Source organism: Streptomyces tricolor (assembly GCF_002155905.1).
In the GTDB taxonomy this organism is placed as follows: domain Bacteria; phylum Actinomycetota; class Actinomycetes; order Streptomycetales; family Streptomycetaceae; genus Streptomyces; species Streptomyces tricolor.
This window is the reverse complement of record NZ_MUMF01000194.1, coordinates 1-5,815: the sequence shown is the minus strand read 5'-3', so window position 1 is coordinate 5,815 and position 5,815 is coordinate 1. Positions and strand designations below refer to the sequence as shown.

Here is a 5,815-nt window from a genome sequence, read left to right as displayed (position 1 = left end):
GCTCCAGCACGGTCTTCAGCTCGTCGTCGGAGGTCAGCGGCAGGGCGCCGAGCGGGCGGTCCGGGTCCTCGGCGACGGCGTGCAGCAGGATGCCGAGCTGGCCGGCCATCCGCTCGGCGGTGGCCGGGTCGAACAGGTCGGTGTTGTAGGTGAGCAGGCCGTGCAGGGCGCCGTCGCCGGTCTCGGCGAACTCCAGGGTGAGGTCGAACGGGGCCTGGTCCGACTCGGGTTCGACGTCGGTGACGTCCAGGCCGGGCAGGTCGAGCGCGGCGGCCGGGGTGTTCTGCAGGACGACCATGACCTGGAAGAGCGGGCTGCGGCTGGTGTCGCGGACCGGGTCGACCTCGTCCACGACCCGTTCGAACGGCACGTCCTGGTGGGCGAAGGCGTCGAGGACGGTCTGTCGTACGGCGGTGAGGAACCCGCTGAAGGGCTGCTCGGCCTCGGCCCGCGAGCGCAGCACCAGGGTGTTGACGAAGAACCCGACGAGGCCCTGCGTCTCGGGCCGGTCGCGGCCGGAGCTGACGGTGCCGACGGCGATGTCCTCGGCGCCGGACAGCCGGGCGAGGTAGGCCTGGGCGGCGGCGACGAGCGTGGTGAACAGGGTGGTCCCGTGCTGCCGGGCGAGCCGGTCGAGCCGCCGCGCGGTCCGGGCGGGCACCATGAGGCGGGTGGTCGCGCCCGCGCTGGTGCGCACCGGCGGCCGGGGCCGGTCGGTGGGCAGGTCCAGGGGTGCGGTGTCGGCCAGGTGCCGCTTCCAGTAAGCGAGGTGCTCGTCCAGGCCGGTGGCCGCGGCGGTGCGCTGCCAGTGGGCGTAGTCGGCGTACTGCACCGGAAGCGGCGGCAACTCGTCCTCGGCGGCGCCGAGTTCGGCGCGGTAGACGTGGGCGAGGTCGCCGAGCAGGACGGCGGTGGACCAGCCGTCGGTGACGATGTGGTGCAGGGTGAGGGTCAGCACGTGGTCGCGCTCGGCGAGCCGGACCAGACCGGTGCGCAGCAGGGGCCCTTCGCGCAGGTCGAAGGGGCGGGCGCGTTCCTCGGCGAGCAGGCTCCGCAGCGCCGGTTCCCGTGCGCTGTCCCGCAGGGAGGACAGGTCGCGTACGGGCAGCGGCACCTCCTGGGGCGGGTGGACGAGCTGTACGCCGTGTCCGTCGACGCTGTCGAAGGTGGTGCGCAGCGACTCGTGCCGGGCCACCAGGGCGGCCAGGGCGGCGCGCAGGGCGCCGGCGTCCAGGGTGCCGCGCAGCCGGAGGGCGAGCGCGGTCACGTACTCGGTGCCGCCGGGCGCGAACTCCTCCAGGAACCACAGGCGTTGCTGGGCGTACGACATGGGCGCGGCCCCGTTCCGGGTGACCGGGGTGAGGGCCGCCCGGCCGGTGCCCTGCCGTGCGCCGAGCAGGCCGGCCAGTCCGGCGGGCGTGGGATGGGTGAACACCGCGCGCGGGCTCAGGTCGGTGTCGAACGTCTCGGCGAGGCGGGAGGCGAGCCGGATGCTGAGGATCGAGTCGCCGCCCAGCTGGAAGAAGTCGTCCTCCACACCGGGCGGTTCGCTGCCCAGCACCTCGCCGAAGACGGCGGCCGTGCGGCGCTCGGCCTCGGTGCGGGGCTCGACCCGGGTGCACCCCGGCAGGGCCTCGGGTGCGGGCAGGGCCGCCCGGTCGAGCTTGCCGTTGCGGCTGAGCGGGAGGGCGGGGAGCGGGACGACGGCGGTGGGGACGAGGTAGTCGGGCAGGGTGCGGGCGGCGAAGGCCCGCAGTTCCTCGCCGTCCTGCCCGGCCGGTCCGACGACGTAGGCCACGAGCCGTTTGGCGCCCGGCCGGTCCTCGCGGGCGAGCACGGCGACGTCCACGACGTCCGGGTGGGCGGCGAGCGCGGCCTCGACCTCGCCGGGTTCGACCCGGAAGCCCCGGATCTTCACCTGGTCGTCGGTGCGGCCCAGGAACTCGACGGTGCCGTCCGGCCGGCGCCGGGCCAGGTCGCCGGTGCGGTACATGCGGGCGCCGGGCGGGCCGGCGGGGTCGGCGAGGAAGCGGGCGGCGGTGTCGCCGGGGCGGCCCAGGTAGCCGCGGGCGACGCCCTCGCCGGCCAGGTACAGCTCGCCCGCGCAGCCGGGCGGTACGGGCCGCAGCCGGGCGTCGAGCACATGCGCCCGCATGTCGTCCAGCGGCCGGCCGATGGGCACGGTGCCGGGCACCGCTGCCGGGTCGGTGAGGGCGAAAGAGGTGGCGAAGGTGGTGGTCTCGGTGGGCCCGTAGCCGTCCACGACGGTCAGGCCGGGGCAGGCGGCCAGCACCCGGCGCACCGCCTGGGCTGGCACGACGTCGCCGCCGGTCCACACCTGCGCCAGGCCCCGGAAGCAGTCGGGGGTGTCCTGCGCGAGCAGCCGGAACAGTCCGGCGGTCAGCCACAGCGCGGTCAGACCGCCGTCGGCGGCCAGCCGGCGCAGCAGGGCCGCGTCGACGCTCTCGCCCGGGGCCACGACCACGCAGCCGCCGGTGAGGAGCGGCGCCCACACCTCGAAGGTGGCGGCGTCGAAGGCCACCGGCGAGTGCAGCAGCACCCGGGCGCACACGCCGTCGGCGAACCGGCTGTCGGTGGCCAGCGCGGCCACGTCCCGGTGCCGTACCGCGACCGCCTTGGGCAGGCCGGTGGAGCCGGAGGTGAACATCACGTACGCCAGCCGGTCGGGGGCGGCGGCCGGTGTCCGCTCCGTCGTCGTACCGGTGCCGGTGCGGGCGGCCGTCACGTCGGCGGCGGTGAGCCGGACCGTCGCGCCCGCCTGGGCGAGCAGCGTACGGCGGCGGTCCTCGGGGGCCCGGGTGTCGACGGGGACGTAGGCGCCGCCGGCCTGGAGCACCGCGAGCTGGGCGACGACCAGTTCGGCGGAGCGGTCCATCAGCAGTGCCACCCGGTCCTCGGCCGCCAGCCCGCCGGCCACCAGCCGTGCCGCCAGGGCGTCCGCCCATTCCGCGAGGTGGCGGTAGGTCAGCTCGCGGTCGCCGTCCTGGACCGCGAGCGCGTCCGGGGTGCGGCGGGCCTGCTCGGCGAACAGGTCCACGGGGCTCGCCGGGGCGGCCGGGCGGGCGGTGGTGTTCCAGGCGGCCAGCAGGTCGCGGTCGGCGGGCGTGAGCAGGTCCAGGCCGGCCAGGTCGGTGTCGAACCCGTCGGCGAGGGCGGTGAGCAGCGCGGCCAGCCGGTCCGCGGCGCGCTCGGCGGTGCCGGGGTCGAACAGCGCGGGGTCGTAGGCCAGGTCGAAGCCCAGCCGTCCGGCCAGGTGGGCGCGCAGGGCCCACGGGAAGGTGGTGGCGTCGTCGGCGCGGACCTCCTCGACCCGGACGCCCGTGCGGGCGGTGGCCGACTCGTCCACGGGGTAGTTCTCGAACACCACCATGCTGTCGAACAGCGGTTCGCCGGACGGGACGTCGCTGACGGCCTGGATGCGGGGCAGGGCGAGGAAGTCGAAGCGGCGGGCGTCGCTCTGCCGGTCCTGGAGGCCGCGCAGCCACGGCAGCACCGGCCCGTCGGGGACCCGGACCCGGGTCGGCACGGTGTTGATGAACATGCCGATCATGCCTTCGACGCCGGGCAGTTCGGCCGGGCGACCGGAGACGGTGGTGCCGAACACCACGTCGTCCCGGCCGCTGTAGCGGGCCAGCAGCAGCGCCCAGGCGCCCTCCACCACGGTGTTCACGGTGAGCCCGGCGCGGGCGGCGGCCTCCCGCAGCCGGCCCGAGATCCGGGCGTCCAGCTCGCGGTGGACGGCCGCGGCGGACCGGGCGCGGTGGGCCTCGGCGGGTGTGCGGTCGTAGGGCAGCGGGGTGCGGGCGGTGAACCCGGCCAGCGCGTCGGCCCAGTGCCGTTCGGCCGCCGTCTCGTCCTGCGCGCGCAGCCAGTGCAGGAAGTCCGCGAAGGGCCGCCGTACCGGGGGTGCCGGGTCCGGGCCGCCGGTCAGGGCGGCGTACCGCTCGCACACCTCGGTGAGCAGCTGCCCGGTGCTCCAGCCGTCGAGGACGATGTGGTGGGTGGACCACAGCAGCAGCACCTCGTCGCCGGGCAGGGCGGCCAGGGTGAGGCGGGTGAGCGGTGGGGTGGTGAGGTCCATGCCCGCCGCGCGGTCCTCGGCGAGCAGGCGCTCGGTGGCCTCGGCGCGCTGTGCGGGCGTCAGGGCGCGCCAGTCGAGGTGGGTGACGGGCAGCTCGGCGCGCCGGTGGACGACCTGGACCGGCTGGGGCAGGCCCTGCCAGTGGACGCTGGTGCGCAGCGCCGGGGTGCGGTCGGCGACCTGCTGCCAGGCGGCGGCGAAGGCGCGCGGGTCGGCCACCCCGGCCAGCCGTACGGCCGTCCGGTCGAAGTAGGCGTGCTCGGTGTCCACCAGGCCGTGGAAGAGCATGCCGGACTGGAGGGGGGTGAGCGGCAGGACGTCCTCGACGTGCCGGCCGGCGCCCACGAGCCGGTCCAGCTGGTCCTGGTCCAGGCCGGCGAGGGGGAAGTCGGAGGGGGTACGGCCGCCCGCGTCGGGGCGGGCGCAGTGCGCCACGATGTCCCGGAGGGCGGTGACCGTCTCCTCGGCGAGCCGGCGGACGGTGGCCTCGTCGTAGACCGCCGCCGGGTAGGTCCAGCCGAGTTCCAGGCGGCCCTGCTGGACCACGCCGGTGATGTCGAGCAGGTACGGCCGGGGTTCTTCGGGGTCGGTGTCCCGGCCGGCCGGGGGCAGGGAGCCGCGGAACAGTCCGCCGGTGCCGGTGCCGCCCGCGTCCCACTGGCCGTGGTAGTTGAAGCCGACCCGGGGGGCCGGTGCGCCGGCGAGGGGGCTGTCGGGCCTCAGGTGGCGCAGGGCGCCGTGGCTCAGGCCGTGCAGCGGCACCGCGCGCAGCTGCTCCTTGACCGCGCGGAGGGTGTCGCGCCAGCCGGCGTCCGGGTCGACGCGCAGGGCGAGGGGGAACTCGGCGGTGAACCAGCCGACGGTCCGCGCGAGGTCCACGTCGTCGAACAGGTCCTCGCGGCCGTGTCCCTCCACGCCCAGCAGGACCGTGTCGCGCCCGCACCAGCGGGCCAGGGTGCGGCCGAGGGCGCTGAGCAGGACGTCGTTGACCTGGGTGCGGTAGGTCTCGGGGACCTGCCGCAGCAGGGCGTCGGTGGCCTGCTCGTCCAGGGTGACCGTGAGGGTGGCGGCGGTGCCGTGGGTGTTCGGGCCGGGCCGGCCGGCGGGCAGTTCGGCGGGGGCCGCGCCGGTGCGTGTCCAGTACGGCAGGTCGCCGTCCAGGGCGCCGGAGCGGGTGTGCCGGTCGAGGCGGGCGGCCCACCGGCCGTAGGAGGTGCCCGGGGCGGGCAGCTCGACGGGCCGGCCGGCCGCGGCGTCCCGGTACGCGGTCTCCAGGTCCGCCAGCAGGATGCGCCAGGACACTCCGTCGATCACGAGGTGGTGGGCGGTGACGACGAGTTGCCCGGGAAGCCGGGGGCCGCGGTCGACGTGCAGGACGCGGACGACCCGGCCCGCGACGGGGTCGAGACCGGCCTGGGCCTCGTCCGTGAGCCGCTGGACCTCGGCCTCCAGCGCGGCGTCGGCCCGCCCGGTCATGTCGTGGCGGGTGAGGACGCCGTCCGGTGCCTCGGGCAGCACCTCCTGGCGCCAGCCGTCGGCGGTGCGGCGGAAGCGGGTGCGCAGGGCCGCGTGGTGGCGTACGAGGGCGTCGGCGGCCTGCCGCAGCGCCGTGTGGTCGGTGTCCGCGGCGAGTTCGAGGCGCTGGGTCATGGTGAAGCGGAGCCGCCGCGCGCCGTCGCGGCCGTCCAGGTACCAGTGCTGGATCGGGGTGAG

At 76.5% G+C, this 5,815-nt stretch carries 1 protein-coding gene; it reads right to left on the bottom strand.

What is annotated here, in order from left to right:
* Window positions 1-5,815: non-ribosomal peptide synthetase (locus CCN44_RS14990; RefSeq protein WP_143649761.1), on the bottom strand; the 5,815-nt coding region annotated here is incomplete at both ends.